Genomic DNA, 26,418 nt, shown 5'->3' on the forward strand with positions numbered 1-26,418 from the left:
TATATAAGAAAATGTTATATTTTTCTTGTGAAAATGGTCACGATATGCTTGTGGGGATCGTACTGATTTAATAGGTATTTATCACATATTAATAAGGGGACAGTATGCGTCTACCTAGTCTTCATGACTAAAGATTTAATGAGGAGAGTTCAATATGTTAGTAGAATCTTTTAATCCATTTGGTAATTTACTATTATCATCTTTAATTGCGGCAATCCCTATCATTTTATTTTTACTGTGTCTTACAGTATTTAAAATGAAAGGAATTTATGCTGCTATCACAACCCTTGTGGTTACATTATTAATTGCAATTCCATTCTTTAAATTACCAGTAGGAATTGCCTCTGGAGCAGTTGTTGAAGGTTTCTTCCAAGGTATCTTCCCAATCGGATATATTGTTATTATGGCAGTATTATTATATAAGATTACTTTGGAATCGGGGCAATTCGCAACTATTCAAGACAGTATTACAAGTATTTCACAAGACCAAAGAATTCAGCTTCTTTTAATTGGTTTTTCATTTAATGCATTCTTAGAAGGCGCTGCAGGATTTGGTGTTCCAATTGCAATTTGTGCACTTTTATTAGCGCAACTTGGCTTTAGACCATTACAAGCAGCTATGTTATGTTTAGTAGCTAACGCTGCATCTGGTGCATTCGGTGCAATTGGTATTCCGGTTGGTGTTGTAGATACACTTAACTTACCTGGTCATGTAGAAGCGATGGGAGTTTCACAAACATCAACATTAACTTTAGCAATTATTAACTTCTTTATTCCTTTCTTACTTATCTTTATCGTAGATGGTTTCAAAGGAATTAAAGAAACTTTACCTTCAATTCTTGTTGTTTCTGTCACTTATACAGTTTTACAAGGATTACTTACAGTGTTTAATGGTCCTGAATTAGCTGATATCATTCCATCACTTGCTTCTATGTTAGCATTAGCTTTATTCTCTAAGAAATTCCAACCTAAGAATATCTTTAGAGTTCAAAAAGATGTTAAACCAGAAGCACCGAAAAAACTTAAAGGTAAAGAAGTCTTATTTGCTTGGAGTCCATTCATTATCTTAACTGTCATTGTTATGATTTGGAGTGCACCTTCATTTAAAGCATTATTTGCACCAAAAGGTAAATTATCTGCTTTAGTTGCTAACTTTGACTTACCTGGTACTTTCAGTAATATTTCACACAAACCAATTACTTTATCATTAAACTTAATTGGTCAAACAGGTACAGCAATCCTAATTACAATTATTATTACTGTTTTAATGGCTAAAAAAGTTAACTTTGGTGATGCTGGTCGTTTATTTGTTGAAGCATTTAAAGAATTATGGTTACCAATCATAACAATTTGTTTCATCTTAGCAATTTCAAAAATCACAACATATGGTGGTTTAAGTAATGCTATGGGACAAGGCATCTCAAAAGCAGGAAGCGTATTCCCAATATTATCACCAATCCTTGGTTGGATCGGCGTATTTATGACTGGTTCAGTTGTTAATAACAACTCTTTATTCGCGCCAATTCAAGCTTCTGTAGCACAACAAATTGGTACAAGTGGTTCACTACTTGTAGCTTCAAATACAGCAGGTGGGGTTGCGGCGAAACTTATTTCTCCACAATCTATTGCCATTGCAACAGCAGCTGTTAAAGAAGTAGGTAAAGAATCTGAACTACTTAAAATGACATTACGTTATAGTATTGGATTACTTGTATTTATCTGTATCTGGACATTTATCTTGTCATTCATTCTGTAAATCAAAATTTATTGAAATGTATTTTTCATATACAAAGCCCGAAATGAAGCTATAAAGTCATTCATTTCGGGCTTTCAATATCTTGCTTTTGGATGTCGAGATTTTAGGTAATCTTTTAAAAATGATGTAATTGTTATATAAATTCTCATTTGAAAAATAGGAGTGAGACAGTTCGTTTTAAATGAACTAAGTCTCACTCCTATTTTTATTTAAACATAGACATAAATAATTGATATATATGATCTGGACTAAATTGTTTCAACGTATCTTTACTATTTTCAATGATGTGATCTAACTCATTATAATGTTGTGTTGTTAAATCGATACGTTTTGCAAGTTCAGACACATTTTCATAGTTTACTAAATAACCATTATCTCCGTTGTTAATGATTGAATCTGGCCCTACATTGCCTTCAAAACTTATTACTATATTATCTTGCACCATTGCCTCTAAAATAATCATTCCGAAACCTTCATTGCGTGAAGGTACAACAACGATTTTACTTTGTGCAAGTTTATTATTTAATTCTTGCGTTGGCTCATATATTTTAATCAAATCATTTAAATGATATTGATTAATAAAGTCAACAAGTGATGTTTTCTTACTACCAGAACCATAGATGTGAACGTCATAATTCAATTGACGCAAGTCTTCTTGTATTAAACGAATACTCTCTAATAATAAATCATACCCTTTTTCATATTCTAAACGTCCGGCGCTAATAATACGATTTTTCTTTGGAGCAGCAATTCTTTTTTCGGTAACCATATTAGGTATAACGTATACAGGAGTTTTAAGTTGTGATTGATATTTTTGCTGGTCTGCGACAGTTAACGTTGTAATCTTATTGATATTACGGTACGCAGCAATAATTTCCTTTTGATACTGATCAGGGTGAGCATCAAAATTCATATGTTCCATTGCGATGGTCACTATTTCAGCTTTAGCATATTTAGAAATGAGAATATTAAAGCTAGCTCTTGTTCCAACGAGTACATCAGTTTTAGTATGCCTGATTGCTTTAATCATTTTTTTCTCTACATAACTCGAAAACTGACTTTTACCTGGCTCAAATTGAGAAATCACTTTTGTATTTAAAAAGGGGGTATACTTTTTGATACGATTTGCCGTAATAGCTCTAGTATTTTTAAGTTTTAAGCGATAGTCCACTAAGACTTTAACTTTTATTGCTGAATGTAATTCAAAATATGGAGAGTCTGCGCCTCTAAAAACTGAAATAATTGTTACAGGATGTCCTTTTTCTGCCAGTGTATTTGCAAGTTGTGTCACCGACTTTACCGTTCCGCCCATTGCATAAATATTATGCATAAAAAATGTGAACGACTTCATTGCGTAAAACACCTCATTGTTTTCTATGATATTTAAGTCATTATAACATTAGTTCGTATATAAGGGGTAACATGTAAACAATTGTAATTTGAATTGTGTAATGAAGCTATTCTCATAATGTTGACTTTTATTCTTTTGTGTAACACAATTTATATATATAATTAAATTAGTTCAATTAATGGTTATGATAAGGAAGAAATGAGCACTTCCTTGAAAGACGCTTAGATTTTTTTGCAATATAGAGAAAGCGCTTTAATTTTATTAAAGACATCGACATCTATGAGTGTCAATCGTTCCATTTATTTAATAAAAAAGGGGGACTGTGTTTGTTATGAATACTCAACATAGCAAAACAGATGTCATCTTAATAGGTGGCGGAATTATGAGCGCAACATTAGGAACTTTACTAAAAGAATTAACACCAGAAAAAGATATCCAATTGTTCGAAAGATTGAGTCAACCTGGCGAAGAAAGTTCAAATGTTTGGAATAATGCGGGAACAGGTCATTCAGCATTGTGTGAATTGAACTATACGAAAGAAGGTAAAGATGGTTCAGTAGATATTACTAAAGCAATTCATATCAACGAGCAATTTCAATTATCTAAACAGTTTTGGGCTTATTTAATACGTGAAGGTCATATTGAAAGTCCAGATAAATTTATTCAATCAGTGCCACATATGAGCTTTGTTAAAGGGGAAGAAAATGTTAAATTTTTAAAAAGTCGAGTGGCGAGTTTACAGAAAAATGTATTATTTGAAAAAATGAAAATTTCTCAAGATCCAGAAAAAATTAACTCATGGGTTCCTTTAATGATGGAAGGACGCCAATCAGATGAAGCAATTGCCATCACGTATGACGAGACAGGTACAGATGTTAACTTTGGTGCTTTGACTAAAAAGTTAATAGCTAATTTACAACAAAAAAATGTTGGCATTAATTATAAACATGAAGTTTTAGATATAAAAAAATTAAATAATGGTAACTGGCAAGTTGTGGTTAAAGATTTAAATACATCAAATGTAATGAATTATGAATCTAAGTTCGTCTTCATCGGAGCTGGTGGTGCAAGTTTACCTTTATTACAAAAAACAAAGATTAAGGAATCTAAACACATTGGTGGTTTCCCAGTAAGTGGCTTATTTTTACGATGTAAAAATCCAGATGTCATACATAGACATCATGCAAAAGTCTACGGTAAAGCCGAGGTTGGTGCACCTCCAATGTCAGTTCCACATTTAGATACACGATTTGTTAATGGTGAAAAATCATTACTATTTGGACCTTTTGCAGGGTTTTCGCCAAAATTCTTAAAAAACGGTTCATATTTAGATTTAGTTAAATCTGTGAAACCCAATAATATGATTACAATGTTAAGTGCTGGCGTAAAAGAATTTAATTTGACGAAATATTTAGTTTCTCAATTAATGCTTTCAAATGAAGAACGGATCAATGATTTGCGTGTATTCTTACCAGAAGCGAAAGATGAAGATTGGGAAGTAATTACTGCAGGTCAACGTGTTCAAGTAATTAAAGATACAGATAAGTCTAAAGGTCAATTACAATTTGGTACGGAAGTGATAACATCAGAAGATGGTTCACTTGCTGCATTATTAGGTGCTTCACCTGGTGCTTCGACTGCTGTTGATATCATGTTTGATGTCTTGCAACGTTGTTACAAATCAGAGTTTAAGTCATGGGAACCAAAAATTAAAGAAATGGTCCCATCATTTGGTTTAAAATTGTCAGAGCATGAAGATATGTACCATTCAATAAACGAAGAAGTAAAAAAATACTTGAATGTAAAGTAGTATTTAAAAAACCACCATTAAATGATTAAAAATAAGTTATCATTTAATGGTGGTTTTATATGTGGTGTATAGTTTAATCAATGAAATGTTTTAAATTCATCATATTTTGTTATGAATCCAATTGATAGTTTAAAGAATATATACTAAATAAATAGTTTTACAATAAATTGTGTTTTATCATCTGAAGTGAGAGTAATGCTACCATGATGAAGATGAATGATTGATTGGGTAATGGCTAGACCTAGACCATTACTACTAGATTCGTCACTCAGTTTATAAAAACGATCGAATATATGTTTCGCATCTTCTTCTGCAATCGATCCATCATTTTCAATATTAAATATAATCAAGTGATTTGTACTAGTTAGAGTGATATTAATCATGCTATTTTGAGGAGCATATTTCATTGCATTAATGATGAGGTTATTGAAAGCTTGATGTAATAGTCTTTCATTTCCTCGAAAATACAAATCTTCTAATTCAGTAAACAAAACTAAATCTTTTTCATCTGTTCGAAATTGTTCATGTCTAATAATATCCTTTATTAAAGTATTTAAATGAACATTATCGTTAAAAGTAAGGTGGGAAGCATTATCTAATTCAGATAAAAGTAGCAATTCCTTAGTTAGTTCACTTACTTGATTAGTGATTTCAAACATTTCATTGATACATAGTTGTTTCTCTTCTTCATTTTGCGTCAATTCAAGTTGTGTAAGTAATCGTTGTAAATGTGTAAGCGGTGTTTTAATTTCATGAGATACATTTTGGACAAAATGTTGTCTCATTTGATCTACTTGTCCTAAATTTTGACGCATTGTATTGAAACGTGATTGCAGTGTTCCGATTTCATCGTGACGTGTTTGTTTGATAGGCGTACTGAAATCACCTTTCATAATTCGAGTTGTTGCATTTTTTAATGCGGTCACTGGTTTAATAATAGAATATGTTGATGCAATGACTAGTGAAATTGAAATAATAAGTAAAAGTGTTATCAACACAGCTAAGAAAATTCTAAATTCGCTAAAAGTTTTCCCGATATCTGGGCGCATAAAAACTGCTAATGCCCCATCATCTGTTTTAAATTGAATACCTACTGTATTATCCGTTTCATTATCGAAGAACCCTGTTACAAAAAATGCATAAGGTTTATTTTTAATACCATGATAATCTTCACCGTTGAGCACTTTTTTGATTGCAGACTGACTTATAGTATTTTTACGAAAAGTTTCCCCATAAAAATGTTTGGTTCCATGTTCGTTGACAGTCATAATTTGATAATTCATTTGACCTAAATGTTTCAAATACGTATCTAGAGGTTTAGGTTTTTGTGTTCTTTCATATTCACGAGCTTCTTTGAGTGTGCGCATAATTTTTGCATCATTAGAAGCTTTCAAATGAAAGTGATAATAAATATTCGTAAAAAGAAAACTCATTAATGCACTAAACAAAATAACTGTAATTGCATATATAGCAATTCTCGAATATAATGTTTTAAACATTTTGGTCCACCCTATATCCTTGACCTCTTACAGTTTGAATTGATACTGATGATTTCAATTTAGATAAACGTTGACGTAATCTTTTAATATGAACATCAACAGTACGATCATCTCCTTCATAATCGAAGCCCCAAATTTTTCCAATAATATCATCTCGAGTGAAAATATGTTTAGGATTAGAGGCTAATAAAAATAACAACTGAAATTCTTTGTTTGGAAGATTCATCGTTTTTGAACCCACAGTAATTTCCATATAAGACTGATTTAATATTAAGTTGCCAAGTTGTAACTCGTTATCAGCATTAATTTGATATCGTCTTAAGACAGCTTTAATTCTAAATAATAATTCTTTAACCTCAAAAGGTTTAGTGACATAATCGTCAGTCCCACTTAGAAATGCACGTTCTTTATCACTTAATGCATCTCTAGCTGTCAACATTATGACAGGAATATGATAATCATCTTTCAAAGTCTGACAAAGCTCAAAACCATCCATTCCACTCATCATAATATCTACTATCGCAATATCAACATTTTTATTTTCAAGAAAATCTAGTGATGCTTCTCCACTTGTGAAAGTATGTGTTTGAATACTTTCTCTTTCTAAATGACTTGAAACATATTGCAATAACTTTTTATCATCGTCTACGATTAAGCAATTAATCATATGTTTACGCTCCTATACTTTTTAATGATTATACTACGTTAAAACAAATTATGAACAAAATCACACTTGTTCATATTGAGTTCATATTTTCCTCTTAAACTTAACATATAAAGAAATGGGAGAGGATATCAATGAATCTAGCTTGGAAAGAGATTAAATTTTATAAGTTCAGATTTATATTAATCATGTTCATTATTTTTCTAATGGCGATTATGGTTTTATTTATCAGTGGACTTGCTCAAGGCCTAGCACGAGAAAATATATCAATATTTGATCAAATTAAAGGTAATCAATTTGTTGTTCAAAAAATGAAAGAACCACAATTAGAAAAATCTATTCTATCACGAAGTAAACAAGACAATATTTCAAAAATTATTGATGAAAAACCTTTTAAAATGGCAGGTAAAACTTTCAAAATCAATGGAAACGAAGAAAACGTGATGGCTATAAATAGCGTGAAAAATCATCAGCCAAATTTGAAATCTGGTCATTATCCTAAAAATGGAAATCAGATAGCAATAAATGAAAAACTAACTGCAGAAGGTCTTTATTTAGACGATAAAGTTAAAGTCAAAGGTGACGATACAACTTATAAAGTTGTAGGTATATTAAAAAACACGATGTATTCTCATAGTAACATTGTTATGATGGACCAATCCAAAATAGAACAAAGTAGTAATGTCGCAACATTTTATGTTACGAACCAATTATCCAAATCGGATAAAAATAAAATAAATCACATCAAAGGCGTTCAAACAGCAACTACAGACGATATAACAAGTAATATCGCAAGTTATAAAGCAGAGCAAACACCATTAGATATGATGATTATTAGTTTATATATTATAACTGCAATTGTATTGAGTGCATTCTTTTATGTAATGACGATACAAAAGACATCTGAAATCGGTATTTTAAAAGCAATTGGTATAACTACAAAGCATTTATTGACATCGTTGATTTTACAAATTTCAATGATTACATTTATAGGTGTAGCTATAGCAGAAGTAGTCATTTTTCTCATCAGTCAAATTTTACCAGTTTCAATGCCATTCCATATAGATATGCATAATATAATCATTGTACTTGTCGTATTTATGATAGTTGGATTAATCGGTACATCATTATCATTTATTAAGTTAATTAAAATTGATCCTATTGAAGCTATTGGAGGTGGCCAATAATGGGTCTAGTTGTTAAAGATATAAGTAAAACATTTGGTGAAAAAAGCTCAAAAACAGAGGTGTTAAAAGATATTAATTTTGAAGTGAAAGATGGAGAATTCATCATTTTAAATGGCGCTTCAGGTTCAGGAAAAACAACCTTATTAACTATTTTAGGTGGTTTGTTATCTCAAACATCAGGTGATGTAGTATACGAGGGGAAATCCTTATTTGAACGACATACTAATAAAGCGCACTTAAGACTAAATGATATTGGTTTTATCTTTCAAGCCTCTCATTTAGTTCCATACTTAAAAGTTTTAGACCAACTTACCTTAATAGGTAAAGAAGCTGGAATGTCTAGCAAAGAAGCTCAAGCAAGAGCTAAAGAATTATTAACAAAAATTGGATTAGAAGAACAACTTAATAGCTACCCACATATGCTTTCAGGTGGACAACAACAACGTGTAGCGATTATGAGAGCACTTATGAATCATCCGAAAATTGTTTTAGCAGATGAACCCACAGCAAGTCTTGATGCTAGTCGTGCTCAAGAGGTTGTTGAAATGATCAGAAAACAAATAAAAGCTAACCAAATGATAGGTATCATGATTACTCATGATGAAAGCTTGTTCAAATACGCTGATCGTATTGTTCAATTGTACGATGGTAAAATAAAAAACAGTTAAAAGGGAAGTAGGATAGAATAGATAGAACAAATGATATTTCACTCTAGAACCCCAACTTGCCTTGTCCGAGGAATTTCGTACTGAAATTCTCTGTGTTGGGGCCCCGAACCCCAACTGTGGGATTGTTGTATATCACTTTTAACTTACTATAAATTAAAGAAGCTTGCGACATGTTTGTGTCGCAAGCTTCTTTAAATATATTCAATTTTGCTAAGAGGGATTTATATGGTTTGTAGTATTGCAAGCCAAAACAACATAGCGAAATAAATAGTAAGTATTGTTTTATATTGATACATTAAACCCAAAAAGTCTATAATCATAGATTGTGCCAAAAAGTGGTATGGTGTACGACTTCCAATGCCATCGAAAGAAAGATGAGCTTTTTTAGCAAATTTAAGCGCTCTTAAAACATGAAATTGACTTGTTACACACAACATATGATTTGAAGTAGGCATCATCGAATGAATGATAGATTTAGAGTATAAGAAATTGGTTCGTGTATTCGTGGATTGATTCTCCATAAATATATGGTTTTCCGGAACGTTGTGAGTTATAAGGTATCTTTTCATCGCAAGTGCTTCTGAAATTGGTTCGTCAGGACCTTGGCCACCACTTACAATGATGATAGGTTTAGTCCGTTGTGAATGATAAACAGATAAAGCTTTATCAAGTCTTGCAGCAAGAAGCGTAGTCACTTCTTCAGAGAAAATTCCAGCTCCAAGCACCATAATTAACTTTAGGTGTTTATAATATTGATGATTTTCAAAAGCTGTAGACCAAGATAAGTATCCGATAAATGAATAAATTGTACTAAATGCAATGGTAGCGGCCCATAAAGCTAAGCTATTAATGATAATTAGGGGAATAGTACTTATATATAAACAACTCACAGCAAATAGCCCCACAGTATAAAAATGATGACTAAGTTGTAAAATAAAAAAACGTCCTGTTTGCAACTTGAAAATATAACGATGTTTAATCAACAACAGTATCATTGCTACAATTACAATGATAAACATATCATATGGTATTGATACAGTTACCATATGATAAGTCATCATAACAAAACCAATGATGTTATATAAGATGAAACTAAATAAATTAAGAGTAAACGATTGCTTCGTATATAATAAAACAATAAGTAATAATTCGATTAGAAAACATAAAAAAAGTAACATTGTTTTGATACCTCAGTAGTTATATTACTTATAAATTTAGCTTATGAAATTATAATTAGCAATGTTTATGAATATGGTAATTTTAATACATATTTATGGTTTAAATTTTAAGGTATTATTGCTATGATTTAAAAGGATTAAACATAATTTTTTTATATAAATCGTTTAGATTAATTAGGAGATAAAAATGGTAAGAAGAATAGAAGATCACATCTCATTTTTAGAAAAATTTATTAATGATGTTAATACATTAACGGCAAAGTTACTTAAAGACTTGCAAACTGAGTATGGCATATCAGCTGAGCAATCTCATGTGTTAAATATGCTTAGTATAGAGGCGTTAACTGTGGGGCAAATTACAGAGAAACAAGGTGTTAATAAAGCTGCTGTTAGTCGAAGAGTCAAAAAGTTGCTCAATGCTGAATTAGTTAAATTAGAAAAACCTGATTCCAATACTGACCAACGTCTTAAAATAATTAAATTATCTAATAAAGGAAAAAAATATATTAAAGAGAGAAAAGCGATTATGAGCCATATTGCTAGTGATATGACGAGTGACTTTGACAGTAAGGAAATTGAAAAAGTTAGACAGGTTTTAGAAATTATCGACTATCGTATACAATCTTATACTTCTAAACTTTGATAGAATCAGTGAAAGAGTCTATACAGTTAGAGACGAATAGGAATATAATAATATGAGTGAGAAAATAAAAAAATGAGACTAAATCTGTATGTTTTTGATTAGCGTTTATTTATATAATTTAGATAAGTCTGTAACTTTCTTTTAATGGAATTACAATGAAAACTACATGTAATGGAAATTGTATTTTATTATTGCTAAATGTAAAATATATCGAGTAGGTAATGTGTTTATGAAATGTAAATATAATCATAATGTAGTGAGATGAGTAGAGGTGATAAAATGAGTCAATGCCCAAATTGTGGTCATCAAGTGAAAGATGATACATCGCAATGTCCAAACTGTGGGCAACTATTAACTAAGAAGAAAAAAAGAAAGATTAAAGACCAATCATCTCAATCGAGTAATGAGAATTCTACCAATATACGTCTTCGTAAAATTGTGCCGATAGGTATTAGTGTATTTATCTTAATACTTATTATCGTGTTATTTTTCCTTTTAAGAAATTATAATTCGCCTAATGCACAAGCTAAGATATTAGTTAATGCTGTAGATAATAATGATTCACAAAAAGTTGCTACATTATTGAGTACTAAAAATAAAAAAGTAGACGATGTTGAAGCGCAACAATATATTAATTATGTAAAAAAAGAAGTAGGTATTAAGAAGTATATTCGAGATATCAATAATACTGTAGATAAATTGAATAAAAGTAATTCAAGCGTGGCATCTTATATACAAACGAAAAGTGGACAAGATGTACTTAAGATAAGTAAAAATGGTACAAAGTATTTAATTTTTGATAATATGAGTTTCACAGCTCCGACTAAAAAGCCAATTATTAAACCTAAAGTAGAAACTAAATATGAATTTAGAACAAGTGGTAAAAAGAAAACTGTCATTGCTGAAGCAAATAAAAATACACCTTTGGGTGAATTTATTCCTGGTACATATCATTTACCAGCTAAGAAAATTACAGAAAACGGTACATTCAATGGGCATTTAAATTTTGACTTTAGAGAAAGCCACTCTGAAACCGTAGATGTAGCTGAAGATTATGATCAATCATTTATCAATATCAAATTTAAGGGTGCGAATAAATTAAGTGATAAATCAGAAAAAGTTCAAATCAATGACCGTACATTCACTTATTCTCATTCTAAAGAATTTGGTCCTTATCCAAAAACAAAAGATATAACGATTTCTGCAACTGGTAAGGCAAAAGGTAAGACGTTTAGTTCTGAGACGAAAACAATTAGTGCAGACGATTTGAAAGATAATACGAAAGTTACATTGGAATTTGATAGTGATAAAATAAATAGCTATGTTGAGAAGAAAGAAAAAGAAGAAAATAGTTTGAAAAATAAATTAACTGAATTTTTTACTGGTTATGCAACGGCTATGAATTCAGCATTTAATATGAATGATTTTAACTTTATATCGAGTTATTTTAAAAAGAATTCGTCTATATACACATCAATGAAAAGTAATTTCCAAAATCGAACGAACGTGACTATGATATCTCCGCAAGTGTTAAGTGTTCATCGAAACGGACATACTGTAAGAACAACTATTCAACATATCGATCATATTGGTAATTATATAAATAAAGATTATGAATTAGAAATAGATAATGATGATAGTAATATGCAGTTGGTTAAAGAATTATAAAAATAGACTGGATTTTATCAAACATTCAAAATATTTTATTAAAAGGGAGGAGTAAGCTTGAAAAGGGTGTATCAGTCAGAAAATCAATCATTACTTTTTATTGTTATTTTAGGTTCATTAACAGCATTTGGCCCATTGGCTATTGATATGTTTTTACCTGGACTACCTAATATTAGTCATGATTTTGATATTTCTGCATCTACAACTCAGCTTACTATCTCCTTTTTTATGATTGGATTAGCGTTAGGAAATTTTTTGGCTGGCCCCATATCTGATATTACTGGTAGAAAAAAACCATTAATTTTCTCACTGATTATTTTTACTATTGCGAGTTTAGGTATTATATTCGTCACAAATATATGGATTATGATTATTTTACGATTTATTCAAGGATTAACTGGTGGTGCAGGTGCAGTCATCTCAAGAGCCATTGCTAGTGATATGTACTCAGGTAATGCGCTAACTAAATTTTTATCATTATTAATGCTTGTCAATGGCATTGCGCCAATTATCGCACCTGCGCTTGGCGGTATCATTTTAAATTATGGGCCATGGCGAATTGTATTTGTAATACTAACAATGTTTGGGATTGTCATGTTAATAGGAACTTTATTTAAAGTTCCTGAGTCGCTTGAAAAGAGCCTAAGGGAAAGTAGTAACATAGGTACGATGCTAATTAATTTCAAAGAACTTTTTAAAACACCCCGTTTTGTATTACCCATGTTGATACAAGGGGTGTCATTTGTATTACTATTTACTTATATTTCTGCATCTCCTTTTATAGTTCAAACAATTTATGGTTTAACGCCATTAAACTTCAGTATTATGTTTGCTTTTATAGGCGTTACACTCATTATTTCAAGCCAATTAACCGGAAAACTTGTTGACTATATAGATAGATTACTGTTGCTGAGAATCATGTCTACTATACAAGTTATTGGTGTTATAATCGTATCACTAACTTTACTCAACCATTGGACTTTTTGGATACTTTCTTGTGGCTTTGTGATTTTAGTGGCACCAGTTACAGGGATTGCAACGTTAGGATTTTCGATAGCAATGGATGAGAGTAAAGGGGCCAAAGGTAGTTCTTCAAGTTTGTTGGGATTGTTTCAAACTTTACTTGGTGGCGTCATCTCTCCACTTGTTGGTATTAAGGGAGACAGTAATGCGATACCTTATATAATCGTTATCGTTATTACAGCAATAATTCTTATGGTTTTACAGTTGATTAATGTGAAGATATTTAAAAAAGCTAAAATTCATTGATAAAATTGAGTGATTTTTCAATGAGTTTTAGCTTTTTTATCGTTGTAATTTAATTGTATTAGCTAAAAGAACTTGAGCGACCTCTTGAGGAGATTCGATGCATCCATTACGTAACCAATCGATAAATACACCTGCTTGACCACCGACTGAATAAATGATAAACATACGTTTATTATTTATTGAGGTTTCATATCTATTCATGACTTTTTCATAACATGTTTTAGTGGCGTTAATGTAATCTAATGCAATATCTTTATTAGGATATGTTACAAGTGTTGCTCTGTAGAACGCTTCTTTACGTTTAATATATTTGGCTATCAATAAGAAAAATTTATATAATTTTTTTTGATCTGTTTTGATATGATGAAAATCGTTATAGAAAGATTGTAGTAAAGATATATATTTGTTTAAATGATAATTTTGGATCTTATCTAGTAATTGATATTTATCTTGAAAATGATCATAAAAAGTAGAGCGATTCACGCCACTATATGCACATATCATTTTAATGGTTATTTCATCAAAAGGATAGTATTCTAAAAGTTCGATTAAACTTTTTATTATTTTATATTTCGCACGTTGTTTCATATATTCACCTAAATCAAAAAGAAAATTTAAATAAATAAACTCTAAACCAACACAATTATTAAAAATGTTGGTGTATTTTTTATTTACACATCTCTATAATAGATAAAGTGAATTTTAAAAGCAAATAGGAGGGTATATTCATGAAAAAAATGATATTAATCAATGTGATTACTATCATTGTCCTAGTTGTTATTGGTGTGTTAGGCTTTTGGTTCTGGCATAACACAACAAGTTATGTGACAACTGACAATGCAAAAGTTGATGGAGATCAAATAAAAATCTCAAGTCCTGCATCTGGACAAATTAAATCTCTTAATGTTAAGCAAGGAGACAAACTTGATAAAGGTGATAAAGTAGCAGAAGTTTTAGCACAAGGCCAAGATGGGCAATCAAAAGATATGAACATCAAAATGCCACAAAAAGGTACTATTGTTAAAACAGATGGTATCGAAGGTTCTATGACTCAAGCAGGGAACCCAATTGCATATGCATATAATTTAGATGATCTATATATAACTGCTAATGTAGATGAAAAAGATATTTCTGACGTGGAAAAAGGCAACGACGTTGATGTAGATATCGACGGTCAAAAAGCATCAATCAAAGGTAAGGTTGAAGAAGTAGGCCAAGCGACTGCAGCTAGCTTTTCATTGATGCCATCATCAAATAGCGACGGTAACTATACGAAAGTTTCTCAGGTAGTACCCGTAAAAATCTCTTTAGATTCTAATCCATCTAAAAATGTTGTCCCAGGTATGAACGCTGAAGTTAAAATTCATAAAAATTAAGGGGGTCATTTTATGACAGCGACCTTCATTATTATATATATTGTAGTAGCGCTCATACTCATTGGTTTTATTAATTTCTTTTTAATTAAGCGTAAAAGAAAAAATAAAGACAAAAGAGTGGAACAACGTTCGACAATAGATTCTAAGAGAGAAAGCAATCAATCTAAATTTAAAGCAAGCGATTTAGAACAAACAACTAAGTCAAATACTGACCCAACGCAATCAAACGATATTGAAGATGAAAAACGAAAAAATCACTTTGACTCAGAAATAGATAATGCATCTCAATCTATCAATACAGATAGTAAAGAGGATAGAAACGCGTTAAGTCATAAGAACCAAGAGGAAGATGACGCATCGAACGATGTGTTGAACCCTATCGATCCAAATTCTACTGAAGGTAGAGTTAATGAAAGAATTAAAAATCAAGAGTCTAACTTTATTTTTGGTAAAGGCATAACTAGAGGTAAAATTTTAGCGGCAATGTTATTTGGTATGTTTATCGCGATTCTAAACCAAACTCTATTAAATGTGGCATTGCCTAAAATAAATACAGAGTTTAATATTTCTGCCTCAACTGGTCAATGGTTAATGACTGGTTTTATGTTAGTGAACGGTATATTAATACCTATTAGTGCCTTTTTATTTAATAAATATTCTTATAGAAAATTATTTATTATAGGTTTAACACTATTTACATTAGGTTCCTTAGTTTGTGCAATCTCATTTAATTTCCCAATTATGATGAGTGGACGTGTATTACAAGCCATAGGCGCAGGTATATTGATGCCGTTAGGTTCTAACGTTATTGTTACAATTTTCCCACCTGAAAAACGTGGTGTGGCAATGGGGACAATGGGCATTGCAATGATATTAGCACCTGCAATCGGTCCAACACTTTCAGGTTACATTGTGCAAAATTATGATTGGAATGTAATGTTTTACGGTATGTTCTTTATAGGTATTATTGCTATCGTAATTGGTCTATTTTGGTTTAAGTTGTATCAAAGTACAACAAATCCGAAAGCAGATATTCCTGGAATTATTTATAGTACGATTGGATTCGGTTCCTTATTATATGGTTTCTCAGAAGCTGGTAATAAAGGATGGGGCTCAACTGAGATTGTAACAATGTTTATTGTTGGTACGGTTTTCATTATTTTCTTTATTTTAAGAGAACTAAGAATGAAAGCGCCAATGTTGAGCTTGGAAGTATTAAAATATCCAACTTATACACTTACAACTGTTATCAATATGATTGTGATGATGAGTTTATACGGAGGAATGATTTTACTTCCATTATATTTACAAAATCTTAGAGGATTTTCAGCATTAGACTCTGGATTATTACTATTGCCAGGTGCATTAGTCATGGGAGCATTAGGTCCGGTGGCAGGTAAATTGTTAGATACAATCGGTATTAAACCATTAGCAATATTTGGTATTGGCATTATGACATATGCGACATGGGAATTAAGTAAATTAAACATGGATACAACATATCTCCATATTATGTGGATATATATTGTGCGTTCATTTGGTATGGCATTTGTAATGATGCCGATTATGACTGCAGGTATGAACGCTTTACCACCACGCTTAATTTCTCATGGTAATGCGTTTGTTAATACAATGAGACAATTAGCTGGTTCAATTGGTACAGCTATTTTGGTTACGGTCATGACGACACAACAAACAAATCATCTTTCTGCTTTTAGTGAAGAGTTAGATAAAACGAATCCTGTCATTCAAGACCATATGCGTGAACTTGCCCAACAGTATGGTGGTGAGTCAGCAGCAATGAAATTATTACTCGAACATGTCAATAAACTTGCATCTGTAGAAGGTGTAAATGATGCATTTATTGTTGCTACAATTATTAGTGCGATTGCACTGATATTAAGCTTGTTCTTACAGGGCAAGAAAAAGGCTCAATTATCAGCTGAAAAAGCAAATGCTGAAGATTATCCTTCGCAACAAGATAAATAATTAAGAGATGTAATAACCACCTACGACGTTAAGAGCGTCTAGGTGGTTATTTTTATAAAAAAAGACAAACTCTATATTATTTCAATAGAATTTGTCTTTTTCACTTATCCAGAAACTTTATGTCTCGGAATCATAAACAAAAGAGATGATTCTCGTATTAAAAGAACATTAAAATCATCTTTATTTAATACGTGGTAAACGATTACGGAAAAACAAACTTACAATCAATAACGCAATACTACATCCAATGAGTATCAGTGCATTGTGAATCGCATCTGCTTCAGTTAATACTTGTTCTGGTGATACTGTTAAATAATATTGTTTTAGAGATTCGGAAATTTTCTGAGCAATTGTATGTATGATATAACTGAAATACAATGTAATGACTAGCATAATAGCTAAAAGTAATATATTGACTACTTTGAGTGCTGTGCGATTAAAAATAATTGTAATTACGGTTATAAACAAACTAATCAGACATAGGACAAAGAAAATATTAAATATAATGATGAGATTATCGACAGACTGTTGTAATTGATCAATATTACCTAAATTCAAATTACCGATTTGCGTAACTGTATCTTGAAAATTTCTTAATTGATGGAAATTTATAGTTTCATTTACAAATGAAATTTTAAATATAGGTTGTTTAAGCATACTATAGCCAGTAATAGCAGTTAATACTAAAACGAAAACTTGAATAATGAGACTTACCCATGAGCGTTTCTTTTTACCATATCTTTTTCCACGATGGATCTCTTGATGTTCAAATTGAGAGTTGAATTGTCTTTGGTTTTGTAATGTTTCAGACATTTAAATGCCTCCTTTAGATGCAAATTTACTAAGTTTATCTTTTTAATTTTATGTCTGTTATAATTGGGTTTAATCTAGTATCCTAAGTATTGATTAAAAAATATTTCTTTAAAATGACATACTTATCATTATATCTTTTTTTAGCAAAGGTATATAGATATTTAAACAAATTATTTCTTAAATTTAAAATTTTAAATAGAGGTAGGTTGATTGATTAATGAAAAATAGAATGATGAATCGCGTGGTTAATAAATATATACTTCACAATAGATCGATATTTTTTAGTAATGATGATGAAGTTAAACATTTTTTAGAAAAGAGAAGTATCGAAAATAGTAAAAAACATCAGCAACCTGCGACACTTAATGTAAAGTCAAATTTAGATAAACTTACTCTTAATGATATGCAAGTGTTTAGATTTAATTTTAGACATGAGAAAAATCAAAAGATACTCTATCTGCATGGTGGATATAATACTTTGCAACCTTCTCCATTTCATTGGAGACTTTTAGATAAACTAACTTTAAATACATTGCATGAGGTCGTTTTACCTATCTATCCAAAGTCACCAGATTATCACTACTTAGAAACGTTCAAAGCGATTCGTGACGTTTATAATCAATTAGTTGAAGAAGTTGGTGCGAACAACATTGTTATGATGGGGGATGGTTCTGGTGGAGGACTAGCATTAAGTTTTGTTCAATCACTTATCAATGATAATCAAGAAGTGCCTAGAAAGTTATTTTTACTTTCACCGCTTTTAGATGCCACTTTGACTAATCCTAATATTACGAAAACGTTGGAAGAAAATGATATCTTAGTTAGTCGATTTGGTGTTCATCAACTCATGAAATCTTGGACGAATGATTTACCTTTATCAGACGCGCGTATATCACCATTATACGGTACTCTAAAAGGGTTGCCACCTATATATATGTATGGAGGTGGCAGAGAAATATTAAGCCCAGACATGCATGCATTTACTCATGCTCTAGAGGAATGTGGGAACGATGTTGAGTTTAAAGAGTATCCTAAAATGGTGCATGATTTTCCTATCTATCCCATACGCCAATCTCACAAGGTGTTAAAACACATCACTAAATCAATCTTAGAGTAAGAATTGAATAGATTTTTAACTGTATTTTAAAAGTGATGTGAATGTTGTTCTAAAAGGAAGGATGAAGTCAATTACCAATGCTATGCTTATCAGCTAGTGATGTATGAGATAATCATTTTATTTAAACAATAGTATTTATTCAAGTAATGTTTTTATTTTGCTGGTGATATCATATTTACCTTTATTTACATAATAAGTTGATAAAAATGATTCGAATTCCTTTGACTGATTTATTTGGTGAATAATATCTTCTTGTAAAGAGAATTGTTTATGTTGAATTTGTTTTTGATAGTCTTGGCAGTTATCTAGTAAGACATTCTCATGGCAAGTGTCGATGAGTAATAGAAAGTGATCAATCGCTTCTTTTTGGCCTAGAATATAGCTCATTTTCATGGCACGCTTCATCAACTGAGGTGCTGGGCCGTTCATAAACAAATATTGTTGTTCATTTAATTCTGACAATTCGTATTTTACAGTGTCTTTTAAATTCATGAGCTCTATTACTAATTTTTCTTTTATAGACATTATTATTCTCCTTTATATGGTATTCCAATTGAGTGGCCTAATTGTGGTGGCCATTCAATTTTTTCTTGCTTATGAGCATAATCTTGTATAGCATTCAGATAATGTTTTGGAAATGGTGCAGCACGACGTTGTGTCCTATCTATTCCTAACATCATGACCTCATTGGTTGCAACAACTTCTTGATTATCAATTAACATTCTCAGAAAGAAATGAGTTCGTTTGTCATCGTAATTATAAAGGAATAGCTCTATATTGAATTCTTGACCAAGTGTTAATTCATGTAAAAAAGTAGTGTGTGTTTCAACAGTAAAAACTGTATATTGTAGACGGTCTCTCTCTGACCATGATAAACCATGAACCTCATTGAATTTATTAATGACCTCGCTAAAAATAATATTATAATATGCGTCATGCATATGATTATTATTATCTATAGCATCTTCTGTCACAGTTCGGGTTACGGTAAATGTCTTGTTCATTTATTTAACCTCCTTAGTTATAACACTATACTAACCGAAAAGAGCACATACATGTAACATAATTCATGATAAAATGTAATTTATAAAGTATGAGGGGGTAAGAAAGATGACGGTGACCGTTAGATTTCAATCTTTATCGCAACCTCTTACATTAGTTTCAAATGTGAAAGAGATTCCTAAAGATGCAACGATTATATGGTATGATTTTGAAAATGCCACTGATGAAGAAAATGAGTATTTAAAAAATCATTTTGATTTCAATTACTTAGAAATAGATGATGCTATCAATGGTGACCCACGAGTTAAATATAAAGAATATGACGCGTATCAATATATGATATTTCATAGTATTATTAATGATGATTACTCACCAATCTCACTAAGTGTATTTTTAGAAGGTAATGTTTTAGTGACATACCATCACAAACATTTTCCATCATTAAAGCGTGTGGCTCAATACAATGCAGAAAATCATGATAGTGAATTAGATTGTGCAGACATCGTCATTCATATTCTGGATTGTATGGTGGATAAATATTTTAACTTTGTTTATGGTATTGAAGATAAAGTGTATAATTTTGAAGCTAAGCATGTCGATGACCGCTATAGTAAGAGCGTTATGGAAAATGTCTTTCAATTACGTTCGGATTTAATTAAAATCAAACGCGTATTATTTCCGATGCAAGAAGTTGTAGATACAATGAAACAAGAAGGAAATATAATTAAAGATGCCAAACATAGAATGTATATTCAACATATTGATGATCATCTTATTAAACAAAGAAGTGTTATTCGGACTTCTCAAGAAATGACGAATGAGATTCGTGAAAATTATGAATCATTCACCTCATTTAGGATGAATAGTATAATGCAGATACTTACGCTTGTATCTGTTATATTCTCACCACTCACTTTTATTGCTGGTGTATATGGAATGAACTTTGAATTTATGCCTGAGTTGAAATGGCATTATGCTTATTTCGTGTGCTTAACTTTAATGCTAATTATAACAATAATATTAATCATATTCTTTAAAAAGAAAAAATGGTTTTAAAACTATATATAAATAATTTAACAAAGGTAGGGTGTTTTAATGAGTGACTCACAAAGAGAACAGAGGAAAAATGAACATGTAGAAATCGCAATGTCACAAAAAGATGCGCTGGTTTCAGATTTTGATAAAGTGAGATTTGTTCATCATTCCATCCCCAGTATTGATGTTAGTCAAGTCGATATGACAAGTCATACTACGAAATTCGATTTGGCATATCCAATCTATATAAATGCAATGACTGGTGGAAGTGATTGGACAAAACAAATTAATGAAAAATTAGCAATTGTTGCTAGAGAAACTGGAATTGCAATGGCGGTGGGATCAACACATGCAGCTTTGCGCAATCCTAATATGATTGAAACATTTAGCATTGTGCGTAAAACAAATCCCAAAGGAACAATTTTCAGCAATGTGGGTGCCGATGTACCAGTGGATAAAGCTCTACAAGCGGTTGAATTATTAGATGCTCAAGCGCTACAAATTCATGTGAACTCACCTCAAGAATTAGTCATGCCTGAAGGGAACCGTGAATTTGCTTCATGGATGTCAAATATTGAATCTATTGTTAAACGCGTTGATGTTCCAGTTATTATTAAAGAAGTTGGTTTCGGAATGAGTAAAGAAACATTACAAGCGTTATATGATATTGGTGTTAACTATGTTGATGTCAGTGGGCGCGGTGGAACTAATTTCGTTGATATTGAAAATGAAAGACGTTCGAATAAAGATATGAATTATTTATCTCAGTGGGGACAATCTACCGTAGAATCCTTACTTGAGAGTACTGAATTTCAAGATCGATTAAATATTTTTGCTAGCGGTGGCTTACGTACACCACTCGATGCTGTAAAATGTTTAGCATTAGGTGCAAAAGCAATAGGGATGTCTCGACCGTTTTTAAATCAAGTAGAACAATCAGGTATCACAAATACCGTAGACTATGTAGAGTCTTTTATTCAACATATGAAAAAAATTATGACGATGTTAGATGCGCCGAACATTGAGCGTTTACGACAAGCAGATATCGTAATGAGCCCGGAGTTAATATCATGGATCAATCAACGTGGCCTTCATTTAAATAGAAAATAAAAAATGAGATAGTATATTGTAATAATTTCGACATACAAATAAAACGATAATTCCCAAGTGAGATTTATAGGAATTATCGTTTTTTTATTGTTATGCCGAAATATAATGGATTTTTATTATAAAGCTTGTACTTATAATAAAAAAGGTTAATTATTTAACTGAAAAGTTGAATAAAACTCATAACAATAATTACACCGATTAAGTCGATGAGGAAAGCACCAACAATAGGAACTACTAGATATGCTTTAGGGGAGTTGCCAAACTTTTTAGTGATAACATCTAAATTAGCCATCGCATTTGGTGTTGCTCCCAGACCATGGCCAATAAATCCTCCTACCATAACAGCAGCGTCATAATCTTTACCGAGTCCTTTAAATAATATGAAAATCGAGAATAGTACCATAAATACGACTTGTACAAGAACAATTATGATTAGTGGGATAGCTAAAGAATATATTTGAGTTAATTGGATACTCATTAAAGCTAATGATAAAAAGATGCCTAATGAAATATCACCTATTTGTTCGCTCATTTTTAAATCAACGATATCCCAACCAATAAAGTCTGTAGCATTTCTAATAATTACTGCTACAAACATTGAACCAACATACATTGGAATATTAACTCCGGTTAAATCGGTAAAAGTATTGCCAATATATGTTCCTAATGCCATGCAAAATACGAGTATAGAAAATTGTATAAAAAAGACTTGAATAGGTTTATATTTTGTATGTAATGATTGATTGTATTCAACGACACCATAATTTTTAAATGAATCGTCACGATGCTCTGGCTTAAGATCATAGCGTTTTATTAAATATTTAACGATGGGACCGCCAATGAGTCCACCGAATACAAGGCCTAGTGTAGCGGCTGCTAAAGCAGCTGCAACTGCAGAATCTACACCCATATCTTGTAAGGTTTTACCATAAGCTGCAGCATTACCGTGACCACCTTCCATTGACATTGAACCTGCTGTAAGACCTAATAAAGGTTTAATGTTTAAGAGTTTAGCGAGTGATACACCAATAATATTCTGACAAATAGCCATGATTCCACAAAAAGTGAAATAAATCAACATGACTTTTCCGCCAATTTTGAATAGTTTTAATGATGCGCCAAGTCCAATTGTAGTAAAGAAAGCGAGCATAAAGAAATTCTGAATGAACGCCGAATCAAGTTTTATTTTAACGATATTAAATGAATCTAATATAGCCACTAATATTGCAAATAAAAGACCACCAATGACAGGTGCTGGAATACAGATTCGCCTTAAAATAGAAACATGGTTGATTATTGTTTGACCAATTAAATATAAAACACATGCCAAACATAATGTGGTAATTGCATCAAATTCTATCATTTAAAAGCCCCCTTTGTATGAAACCCTTTATAACTAGTTATATTAAAGTAAATCAATGTAAACCTTATAAAGTCCCATAATACACATTATACATACACAAATGAAATAAATCCAGTTTACCAAATAATGATATAAGTATATTAAAAATATTGATTTTTATAATTTGTCAATAAAAGATGGTGTAATTTGAATAAAGACGTGTGTATTAATAAATTAAACTCAGTACCTTGCAATGTATAGTAGTGGATGCTATAGTTAATTTGAATCACTACTGTGTATAGTTTAATACTGTTTATACGACTGAGGAGGTAGATATATGAATGTACAGTTTAAGAAAGGTGCTTTAGAATTAATTGTTCTGCTAATTATTAAAAAAGAAGATCAGTATGGTTATTCACTTGTACAAAATATCTCCAGATATATGACCATAGCTGAAGGTACAGTTTATCCTCTGCTAAGGCGTTTGGTTAAAAGTGGGGAACTGAGTACGTATTATCAACCTTCAACTGAAGGTCCGTCTCGAAAGTATTATCAATTAACTCAACAGGGGGCTGCGAGAGTTAATCAATTAGAGGAGGATTGGAAATTGTTTACGGAAGCTGTAGAACATTTCATTGAGGAGAGTGAGAATGAATGAATAAAAATGATTATTTAAAAGAACTTAAAAAGCATTTGAAACATATGAATAAAGAAGAAAAAGAAGATATTTTGAATGAATACGATACGCATTTTTATAGCGGACAGCAAGAGGGAAAGTCTGAATCAGACGTGTGTAAAGAATTAGGTAATCCAAAATTAATAGGTAAGGAACTTACAGCTACTTCCAGTGTAGAAAATGCACATCAAAAAGTGTCGTTAATGAATATTTCATCCGCAATTGTAGCAGTAATGGGGCTAAGTTTGCTTAACTTTTTTATTGTTATAATACCAGCTTTTTTATGCATTTTGCTCGTATTAACCTTCATCATTTTTACTCTAGCTTCACTAGCTGCACCATTGATGTTGCTCATTAAAGGAATTATGGATGGTTTTCATTCCATTATCTTATATGACGCATTTATGACTGGTTTAATGTTTGGTGTTGGACTCGTACTTGCAGTGGTGACTTACTATCTCATTAAGTGGCTATTTGATGTGACTATGAAATATCTAAAATGGAATATCTCTATTGTCAAAGGAAGTGTACAATCATGAAAAAAATTGCAGCGATAATATTTTTAATAGGCTTGTCACTAATTATTATTTGTAGCGTGGGAGTTTATGCACAAAATAAAAAATTGAGTAAAGACAATCAATATAATAATCAAACAACAAATTTAATGAAAAACTATGATGATAATACTGTGAAAAGTATTTACGTTGATGGAAAAGTAAGTGATATAACTGTGAAAAAAGGTAAACATTTTTCGGTTAAGTCCAAAGGGAATGACAAAAATTTAAACGTAACTAGCAAGGTGAACAATCAACGTTGGGTAATTACAGAGCGTCAAACAAGTCCACATATTAATTTTAGAATACAAGGTAAAGTTAGTAATCACATTACGATTACAGTACCTAAATATATTAAAAACATAGATATTAAAACTAATGCCGGGGATTTAAATATTGTTGGAGTAAATAGTGGCACAGGAAGATTTGATGCTGAATCTGGAGACATTAAAGTTCAAAAAGGACGATATAAAAAGGTGACACTTCATAATGAGGATGGGGATATTCATACGAAAGATATTCATTTTAATCAAGCTAATATTCAAAATGACAATGGGGATATTCAAATGAAACAATTAGACCCTGATATTCCTTTACGTATTAAAAATGAAGAAGGGGATATAAACTTGAATTATAAAAAAGAACTTCATCACACCCAAATCATCACTCGTAATGAAGAAGGGGAAACAGACATCGATCATCGTGTGTTATATAATAGTAAAGTTGAAAATGGAAATAATAAAGTGAAATTAATCAATGAAAATGGAGATATTAAAGTAAAATAAAGGTATTTTTCTAACATTAGCTTAAAATTGAGGAAAGAAGTATTTTCAATAAATAATGAATGGTGTATTTTAATATGCACTTTTTTGCAGATTTTAATTTGAATAAATTTAGAGAAAGGAAGTAGGACTCATGATAATATCCTGCTCCCTTTTTTTATTTCCATGTATCGTCGGGATTTTGAAAATCTGATTTGCGCATTCTAGAGACATATGGATTGCCTTTAACAGTGAAACGTAGTGGTTTATTTGTCCATTCTCCTTTATTAGGAATACCGATACGACCACTTTCTATAATAGTTTTTGGATATTTGCGATGATTGGTATCTATAGATAATTTGCAGTCATTTAAGGTTGAGCCATCAATTGATCGTGGAATATTGAAAGCTTTAGTCCACTTTCCTGGACCATTAGTGAGCTCGTATCCAGATTTTCCACGATTGACGTTCATAGCGCCGATACCTTCATCTGGTTCAATAGCACGAATAAGTACACCTTCTGGTATGCCCTCAGTCCGTGTAACAAAATTGATTAATAAGTGCGTATGCATCACATGTGCATATATCGTGCCACCTTTTTTATATAAAGAAGTCACTTTTGGTGTTATTTTGCCACCAAAACCATGTGCAGCTTTATCTTGTATACCTAAATAAGCTTCAGTTTCTACAATATATCCAGTATATGTTTGATAGTCATCTTGGTAAATAATTTTAACACCTAATAAAGCTTTTGCAGTTTGGGTTGTCTGCTGATTTATAAAGTCCAAATATATCACCTCTCTTTTTTATTAAAAGTATTTACTAAAAAATGTAAAATGTAATATTATGTTTCATATTACTATTTTTATTTAAAATACGTTTTGTTATACTTTTAATATGAGTTTTAATAGAAATAAACTCTTATTAATGTAACAAATAATGTGTTGATTT

The 26,418-nt window shown here is 31.2% G+C and carries 25 protein-coding genes; 15 read left to right on the plus strand and 10 right to left on the minus strand.

All coding sequences use genetic code 11. The features are described 5' to 3' along the window. Positions 1-154 precede the first annotated feature (154 nt). Entirely contained in the window at positions 155-1,756 is a 1,602-nt protein-coding gene (locus HMPREF2576_RS06950) for an L-lactate permease (protein WP_070856470.1), read from the plus strand. A gap of 205 nt (positions 1,757-1,961) precedes the next feature. Here the strand turns inward: HMPREF2576_RS06950 and HMPREF2576_RS06955 are convergent, their stop codons facing one another. After that, positions 1,962-3,107, minus strand: a complete 1,146-nt coding sequence (locus HMPREF2576_RS06955) for a glycosyltransferase family 4 protein (RefSeq protein WP_002469195.1) — start codon at positions 3,105-3,107, stop codon at positions 1,962-1,964. Positions 3,108-3,438: 331 nt separating this feature from the next. Here HMPREF2576_RS06955 and mqo point away from each other — a divergent pair, with 331 nt between their 5' ends. Next, on the plus strand, positions 3,439-4,917 hold the full coding sequence (gene mqo, locus HMPREF2576_RS06960; protein WP_002485540.1) for a malate dehydrogenase (quinone): 1,479 nt from the start codon (positions 3,439-3,441) through the stop codon (positions 4,915-4,917). Between the two features lie 143 nt (positions 4,918-5,060). On the opposite strand, the gene HMPREF2576_RS06965 is transcribed toward mqo, so the two are convergent. Together HMPREF2576_RS06965 and HMPREF2576_RS06970 are read right to left on the minus strand one after the other, a co-directional pair. Beyond that, positions 5,061-6,416: a HAMP domain-containing sensor histidine kinase gene (locus HMPREF2576_RS06965; RefSeq protein ID WP_002485531.1), complete on the minus strand. Its 1,356-nt coding sequence runs from the start codon at positions 6,414-6,416 to the stop codon at positions 5,061-5,063. Next, the gene (locus tag HMPREF2576_RS06970) at positions 6,409-7,083 is read right to left on the minus strand and encodes a response regulator transcription factor (RefSeq protein WP_002485539.1); all 675 of its coding nucleotides are present in this window, start codon (positions 7,081-7,083) and stop codon (positions 6,409-6,411) included. Before HMPREF2576_RS06970 ends, HMPREF2576_RS06965 begins: the two co-directional genes overlap by 8 nt. A 131-nt stretch (positions 7,084-7,214) precedes the next feature. Between HMPREF2576_RS06970 and HMPREF2576_RS06975 the strand changes: the two genes are divergently transcribed. Next, positions 7,215-8,267: an ABC transporter permease gene (locus HMPREF2576_RS06975; protein ID WP_002485529.1), complete on the plus strand. Its 1,053-nt coding sequence runs from the start codon at positions 7,215-7,217 to the stop codon at positions 8,265-8,267. Then, positions 8,267-8,935, plus strand: a complete 669-nt coding sequence (locus HMPREF2576_RS06980; protein ID WP_002468227.1) for an ABC transporter ATP-binding protein — start codon at positions 8,267-8,269, stop codon at positions 8,933-8,935. Before HMPREF2576_RS06975 ends, HMPREF2576_RS06980 begins: the two co-directional genes overlap by 1 nt. 221 nt (positions 8,936-9,156) lie before the next feature. On the opposite strand, the gene HMPREF2576_RS06985 is transcribed toward HMPREF2576_RS06980, so the two are convergent. After that, positions 9,157-10,113: a YdcF family protein gene (locus HMPREF2576_RS06985; RefSeq protein WP_070856468.1), complete on the minus strand. Its 957-nt coding sequence runs from the start codon at positions 10,111-10,113 to the stop codon at positions 9,157-9,159. Between the two features lie 187 nt (positions 10,114-10,300). Between HMPREF2576_RS06985 and HMPREF2576_RS06990 the strand changes: the two genes are divergently transcribed. The 3 genes from HMPREF2576_RS06990 (at position 10,301) to HMPREF2576_RS07000 (ending at position 13,693) form a co-directional block, all read left to right on the plus strand. After that, positions 10,301-10,756, plus strand: coding sequence for a MarR family transcriptional regulator TcaR (locus HMPREF2576_RS06990; RefSeq protein ID WP_001832914.1), 456 nt, complete (start codon positions 10,301-10,303; stop codon positions 10,754-10,756). A 279-nt stretch (positions 10,757-11,035) separates the two neighbouring features. Beyond that, positions 11,036-12,424 carry a glycopeptide resistance protein TcaA gene (locus HMPREF2576_RS06995; protein WP_002470820.1) on the plus strand — a complete coding sequence of 463 codons (1,389 nt, stop codon included), beginning with the start codon at positions 11,036-11,038 and terminating at the stop codon, positions 12,422-12,424. Between the two features lie 57 nt (positions 12,425-12,481). Beyond that, positions 12,482-13,693: a putative multidrug effflux MFS transporter TcaB gene (locus HMPREF2576_RS07000; protein WP_001831540.1), complete on the plus strand. Its 1,212-nt coding sequence runs from the start codon at positions 12,482-12,484 to the stop codon at positions 13,691-13,693. Between the two features lie 36 nt (positions 13,694-13,729). On the opposite strand, the gene HMPREF2576_RS07005 is transcribed toward HMPREF2576_RS07000, so the two are convergent. Continuing rightward, positions 13,730-14,281 (minus strand): TetR/AcrR family transcriptional regulator, encoded by a 552-nt coding sequence (locus tag HMPREF2576_RS07005; RefSeq protein WP_002438383.1) that lies wholly within the window; start codon positions 14,279-14,281, stop codon positions 13,730-13,732. Between the two features lie 140 nt (positions 14,282-14,421). On the opposite strand from HMPREF2576_RS07005, the gene HMPREF2576_RS07010 reads away from it, so the two are divergent. Continuing rightward, complete coding sequence (locus HMPREF2576_RS07010; protein WP_001831502.1) at positions 14,422-15,069, plus strand: HlyD family secretion protein; 648 nt, start codon at positions 14,422-14,424, stop codon at positions 15,067-15,069. Between the two features lie 12 nt (positions 15,070-15,081). Next, a complete protein-coding gene (locus HMPREF2576_RS07015; protein ID WP_002469207.1) occupies positions 15,082-17,058 on the plus strand; it encodes a DHA2 family efflux MFS transporter permease subunit in 1,977 nt (658 codons plus the stop codon). A gap of 180 nt (positions 17,059-17,238) precedes the next feature. Here HMPREF2576_RS07015 and HMPREF2576_RS07020 read toward each other — a convergent pair whose 3' ends face one another. Next, positions 17,239-17,871: a hypothetical protein gene (locus tag HMPREF2576_RS07020; RefSeq protein WP_001831566.1), complete on the minus strand. Its 633-nt coding sequence runs from the start codon at positions 17,869-17,871 to the stop codon at positions 17,239-17,241. A 217-nt stretch (positions 17,872-18,088) separates the two neighbouring features. Here HMPREF2576_RS07020 and HMPREF2576_RS07025 point away from each other — a divergent pair, with 217 nt between their 5' ends. Then, entirely contained in the window at positions 18,089-18,988 is a 900-nt protein-coding gene (locus HMPREF2576_RS07025) for an alpha/beta hydrolase (RefSeq protein WP_002438393.1), read from the plus strand. A gap of 135 nt (positions 18,989-19,123) precedes the next feature. Here the strand turns inward: HMPREF2576_RS07025 and HMPREF2576_RS07030 are convergent, their stop codons facing one another. Together HMPREF2576_RS07030 and HMPREF2576_RS07035 are read right to left on the minus strand one after the other, a co-directional pair. After that, on the minus strand, positions 19,124-19,513 hold the full coding sequence (locus tag HMPREF2576_RS07030; protein WP_002438395.1) for a hypothetical protein: 390 nt from the start codon (positions 19,511-19,513) through the stop codon (positions 19,124-19,126). A 2-nt stretch (positions 19,514-19,515) separates the two neighbouring features. After that, positions 19,516-19,992: a thioesterase family protein gene (locus HMPREF2576_RS07035; protein ID WP_002438397.1), complete on the minus strand. Its 477-nt coding sequence runs from the start codon at positions 19,990-19,992 to the stop codon at positions 19,516-19,518. A gap of 106 nt (positions 19,993-20,098) precedes the next feature. On the opposite strand from HMPREF2576_RS07035, the gene corA reads away from it, so the two are divergent. Beyond that, the gene (gene corA / locus HMPREF2576_RS07040; RefSeq protein ID WP_001832877.1) at positions 20,099-21,046 is read left to right on the plus strand and encodes a magnesium/cobalt transporter CorA; all 948 of its coding nucleotides are present in this window, start codon (positions 20,099-20,101) and stop codon (positions 21,044-21,046) included. Between the two features lie 39 nt (positions 21,047-21,085). Next, entirely contained in the window at positions 21,086-22,135 is a 1,050-nt protein-coding gene (gene fni / locus HMPREF2576_RS07045; protein ID WP_001831537.1) for a type 2 isopentenyl-diphosphate Delta-isomerase, read from the plus strand. A gap of 154 nt (positions 22,136-22,289) precedes the next feature. Here the strand turns inward: fni and gltS are convergent, their stop codons facing one another. After that, positions 22,290-23,498 carry a sodium/glutamate symporter gene (gltS, locus tag HMPREF2576_RS07050; protein WP_001831403.1) on the minus strand — a complete coding sequence of 403 codons (1,209 nt, stop codon included), beginning with the start codon at positions 23,496-23,498 and terminating at the stop codon, positions 22,290-22,292. A 316-nt stretch (positions 23,499-23,814) separates the two neighbouring features. Here gltS and HMPREF2576_RS07055 point away from each other — a divergent pair, with 316 nt between their 5' ends. Genes HMPREF2576_RS07055 through HMPREF2576_RS07065 form a run of 3 tightly spaced genes read left to right on the plus strand, consistent with a single transcriptional unit; the run spans position 23,815 to position 25,492 of the window. Continuing rightward, positions 23,815-24,135, plus strand: a complete 321-nt coding sequence (locus HMPREF2576_RS07055) for a PadR family transcriptional regulator (protein ID WP_001831459.1) — start codon at positions 23,815-23,817, stop codon at positions 24,133-24,135. Next, complete coding sequence (locus HMPREF2576_RS07060; protein ID WP_001831458.1) at positions 24,132-24,692, plus strand: DUF1700 domain-containing protein; 561 nt, start codon at positions 24,132-24,134, stop codon at positions 24,690-24,692. Before HMPREF2576_RS07055 ends, HMPREF2576_RS07060 begins: the two co-directional genes overlap by 4 nt. Next, positions 24,689-25,492 (plus strand): DUF4097 family beta strand repeat-containing protein, encoded by an 804-nt coding sequence (locus tag HMPREF2576_RS07065; protein WP_001831626.1) that lies wholly within the window; start codon positions 24,689-24,691, stop codon positions 25,490-25,492. Before HMPREF2576_RS07060 ends, HMPREF2576_RS07065 begins: the two co-directional genes overlap by 4 nt. Before the next feature lie 154 nt (positions 25,493-25,646). On the opposite strand, the gene HMPREF2576_RS07070 is transcribed toward HMPREF2576_RS07065, so the two are convergent. Then, entirely contained in the window at positions 25,647-26,255 is a 609-nt protein-coding gene (locus HMPREF2576_RS07070; protein ID WP_001831508.1) for a DNA-3-methyladenine glycosylase, read from the minus strand. Positions 26,256-26,418: the final 163 nt, after the last annotated feature.

It is taken from the genome of Staphylococcus sp. HMSC063F05 (assembly GCF_001837075.1).
Lineage (GTDB): Bacteria > Bacillota > Bacilli > Staphylococcales > Staphylococcaceae > Staphylococcus > Staphylococcus epidermidis.

Coding starts and splice junctions, on each gene's coding strand:
- HMPREF2576_RS06950 (WP_070856470.1), top strand. CDS start 155: ATGTTAGTAGAATCTTTTAATCCATTTGGTAATTTACTATTATCATCT.
- HMPREF2576_RS06955 (WP_002469195.1), bottom strand. CDS start 3,107: ATGAAGTCGTTCACATTTTTTATGCATAATATTTATGCAATGGGCGGA.
- mqo (WP_002485540.1), top strand. CDS start 3,439: ATGAATACTCAACATAGCAAAACAGATGTCATCTTAATAGGTGGCGGA.
- HMPREF2576_RS06965 (WP_002485531.1), bottom strand. CDS start 6,416: ATGTTTAAAACATTATATTCGAGAATTGCTATATATGCAATTACAGTT.
- HMPREF2576_RS06970 (WP_002485539.1), bottom strand. CDS start 7,083: ATGATTAATTGCTTAATCGTAGACGATGATAAAAAGTTATTGCAATAT.
- HMPREF2576_RS06975 (WP_002485529.1), top strand. CDS start 7,215: ATGAATCTAGCTTGGAAAGAGATTAAATTTTATAAGTTCAGATTTATA.
- HMPREF2576_RS06980 (WP_002468227.1), top strand. CDS start 8,267: ATGGGTCTAGTTGTTAAAGATATAAGTAAAACATTTGGTGAAAAAAGC.
- HMPREF2576_RS06985 (WP_070856468.1), bottom strand. CDS start 10,113: ATGTTACTTTTTTTATGTTTTCTAATCGAATTATTACTTATTGTTTTA.
- HMPREF2576_RS06990 (WP_001832914.1), top strand. CDS start 10,301: ATGGTAAGAAGAATAGAAGATCACATCTCATTTTTAGAAAAATTTATT.
- HMPREF2576_RS06995 (WP_002470820.1), top strand. CDS start 11,036: ATGAGTCAATGCCCAAATTGTGGTCATCAAGTGAAAGATGATACATCG.
- HMPREF2576_RS07005 (WP_002438383.1), bottom strand. CDS start 14,281: ATGAAACAACGTGCGAAATATAAAATAATAAAAAGTTTAATCGAACTT.
- HMPREF2576_RS07010 (WP_001831502.1), top strand. CDS start 14,422: ATGAAAAAAATGATATTAATCAATGTGATTACTATCATTGTCCTAGTT.
- HMPREF2576_RS07015 (WP_002469207.1), top strand. CDS start 15,082: ATGACAGCGACCTTCATTATTATATATATTGTAGTAGCGCTCATACTC.
- HMPREF2576_RS07020 (WP_001831566.1), bottom strand. CDS start 17,871: ATGTCTGAAACATTACAAAACCAAAGACAATTCAACTCTCAATTTGAA.
- HMPREF2576_RS07025 (WP_002438393.1), top strand. CDS start 18,089: ATGAAAAATAGAATGATGAATCGCGTGGTTAATAAATATATACTTCAC.
- HMPREF2576_RS07030 (WP_002438395.1), bottom strand. CDS start 19,513: ATGTCTATAAAAGAAAAATTAGTAATAGAGCTCATGAATTTAAAAGAC.
- HMPREF2576_RS07035 (WP_002438397.1), bottom strand. CDS start 19,992: ATGAACAAGACATTTACCGTAACCCGAACTGTGACAGAAGATGCTATA.
- corA (WP_001832877.1), top strand. CDS start 20,099: ATGACGGTGACCGTTAGATTTCAATCTTTATCGCAACCTCTTACATTA.
- fni (WP_001831537.1), top strand. CDS start 21,086: ATGAGTGACTCACAAAGAGAACAGAGGAAAAATGAACATGTAGAAATC.
- gltS (WP_001831403.1), bottom strand. CDS start 23,498: ATGATAGAATTTGATGCAATTACCACATTATGTTTGGCATGTGTTTTA.
- HMPREF2576_RS07055 (WP_001831459.1), top strand. CDS start 23,815: ATGAATGTACAGTTTAAGAAAGGTGCTTTAGAATTAATTGTTCTGCTA.
- HMPREF2576_RS07060 (WP_001831458.1), top strand. CDS start 24,132: ATGAATAAAAATGATTATTTAAAAGAACTTAAAAAGCATTTGAAACAT.
- HMPREF2576_RS07065 (WP_001831626.1), top strand. CDS start 24,689: ATGAAAAAAATTGCAGCGATAATATTTTTAATAGGCTTGTCACTAATT.